2 protein-coding genes are annotated in these 2,075 nt (G+C 70.5%); both read left to right on the top strand.

Annotated elements, in window-relative coordinates:
• Positions 1-366 precede the first annotated feature (366 nt).
• Positions 367-1,245 carry a 4-hydroxy-tetrahydrodipicolinate synthase gene (gene dapA, locus BKE38_RS13460; protein WP_076957826.1) on the top strand — a complete coding sequence of 293 codons (879 nt, stop codon included), beginning with the start codon at positions 367-369 and terminating at the stop codon, positions 1,243-1,245.
• A gap of 90 nt (positions 1,246-1,335) precedes the next feature.
• The gene (gene smpB, locus BKE38_RS13455) at positions 1,336-1,821 is read left to right on the top strand and encodes an SsrA-binding protein SmpB (RefSeq protein WP_076957825.1); all 486 of its coding nucleotides are present in this window, start codon (positions 1,336-1,338) and stop codon (positions 1,819-1,821) included.
• Positions 1,822-2,075 lie beyond the last annotated feature (254 nt).

Raw genomic sequence — 2,075 nt, 5'->3', positions numbered from 1 at the left:
CCGGGGCGCAGCGGCGGGCCTGGACGGCGGCAAGGGCGGCGGGGAGGGCGGCGAGCGGGGCCTCGGCGGCCCAGGGCTGGGGCGCGGAGGGGGGGGCGGGGGGGGGGGAGAGAAGGGCGAGGGCGGGCAGGGCCAGGGGCCAGCGCGAGGGACGGGGGGGGAGCGGAAGCGAAGCGGGGTGCATGGGGGCGGAGCCAAGCCGATGGCAGCGGCGTCTCCCAGTGTCGAGAGGGGGCGTCGAGAGGGGGGCGTCGAGAGGGGCGGAATGGCCGGCATCCGCGGGCCGGCCTTGTGCCGCGGCAGCGCCGGCCGTAGCTTCGGCGCCTTCACCCCTCGCCATTCCCCCGGGAAGGAAAGTCTGGTCCCATGTTCAAGGGTTCCCTCGTCGCGCTGATCACGCCCCTGACCGAGGACGGCGCGCTGGACCCCAAAGCCTTCCAGGAGCTGGTCGCCTGGCAGGTCTCCGAGGGCACCAGCGGATTGATCCCGGTCGGCACCACCGGCGAGAGCCCGACCCTGTCGCATGCCGAGCACCACCGGGTGGTCGAGCTCTGCGTCGAGGCCGCCGGCGGCCGCGTCCCCGTCATCGCCGGCACCGGCTCCAACAGCACGGCCGAGGCCATCGAGCTGACCCGCCACGCCAAGGAAGCCGGCGCCGATGCCGCGCTGGTGGTCACGCCCTATTACAACAAGCCGACCCAGGAAGGCCTGTACCTGCATTTCACGGCGATCGCCGACGCCGTCGACCTGCCGATCATCATCTACAACATCCCGCCGCGCAGCGTGATCGACATGTCGGTCGAGACCATGGCGCGGCTGGCGAAGCACCCGAACATCGTCGGCGTGAAGGACGCGACCGCCAATCTGACGCGGCCGCTGCACACCCGCCTGACCGCCGGCACCGATTTCTGCCAGCTTTCCGGCGAGGACCACACGGCGCTGGCCTTCCGCGCCGCCGGCGGCGTGGGCTGCATCAGCGTCTCGGCCAATGTGGCGCCGCGGCTCTGCGCCGAGATGCACGCCGCCTGGGAAGCCGGCAACATCGCCGAGGCCATGGCCATCCAGGACCGGCTGACGCCGCTGCACGACGCCATGTTCTGCGAGACCTCGCCGGGCCCGGTGAAATACGCGGCCAGCCTGCTGGGCAAGTCGAGCGCCTTCTGCCGCCTGCCGATGGCGCCGATCGCCGACAGCACCAAGGAGCGGGTCAAGGCGGCGATGCTCTCGGCCGGCCTGCTGAACTGAGGCTTTTGCACCGAGGCGCAAGCCTCCCCATATCGCCTCGACCCCGACACGAAAGGGCCGGCGCCACGGCGCCGCCCCACCGAGAGATCCATGGCTGAGCCCCGCAAGAAATCGCTGATCGCCCACGGCACCGCCGCGCAGAACCGCAAGGCGCGCTTCGACTACAAGATCGGCGACACCTACGAGGCCGGGCTGGTGCTGCTGGGGCCGGAGGTGAAGTCGCTGCGCGCCGGCCGCGCCGCCATCGCCGAAGCCTGGGCCGGCGAGCGCGACGGTGAGCTCTGGCTGTTCAACTGCTACATCCCGGAATGGCAGGCCGGCAGCTTCGTCTCGCAGTTCGAGCCCCGCCGCCCGCGCAAGCTGCTGCTGAAGAAGAAGCAGGTCGAAACCCTGCTGGGCTCGATTGCCCGCGACGGCATCACCCTGGTGCCGCTGGAAATCCTGTTCAACGACCGCGGCATCGCCAAGGTCGTGCTCGGGCTCGGCGAAGGCAAGAACAAGGCCGACAAGCGCCACGCCATCGCGGCGCGCGACTGGCAGCGGGACAAGGCGCGGCTGATGCGCGAGAAGGGCTGACGAGAGGAACGGGCAGGCCAGGGGAATGAATTCCCCTGTTTCTGTCCTGTTGGCCGCTGAGGCCGCAGCCGCCTCACCACAAGCGGCACCAGGGCGTCCCGTCGGGACGCCGTTCTCATAGAATCAGTGCTCGTTCACAGGTCGCGATGTGGCCAGGCCGTTTCACGTTCGGTCCCCACGTGGAGGCGGCAGCCACCGCAGAAAGAAGAAGGGGGTCCAGGGGGAATTCATTCCCCCTGGCCTTCGGCTTGCCT

The organism is Teichococcus deserti, from assembly GCF_001982615.1.
Taxonomy (GTDB): Bacteria; Pseudomonadota; Alphaproteobacteria; order Acetobacterales; family Acetobacteraceae; genus Pseudoroseomonas; species Pseudoroseomonas deserti.
Note: the sequence above shows the minus strand (reverse complement) of the source record. Positions and strands in the feature narration are given on the sequence as shown.

Excerpts from the sequence above, each read along its gene's own strand:
- dapA (WP_076957826.1), top strand. The coding sequence starts at position 367 with ATGTTCAAGGGTTCCCTCGTCGCGCTGATCACGCCCCTGACCGAGGAC.
- smpB (WP_076957825.1), top strand. The coding sequence starts at position 1,336 with ATGGCTGAGCCCCGCAAGAAATCGCTGATCGCCCACGGCACCGCCGCG.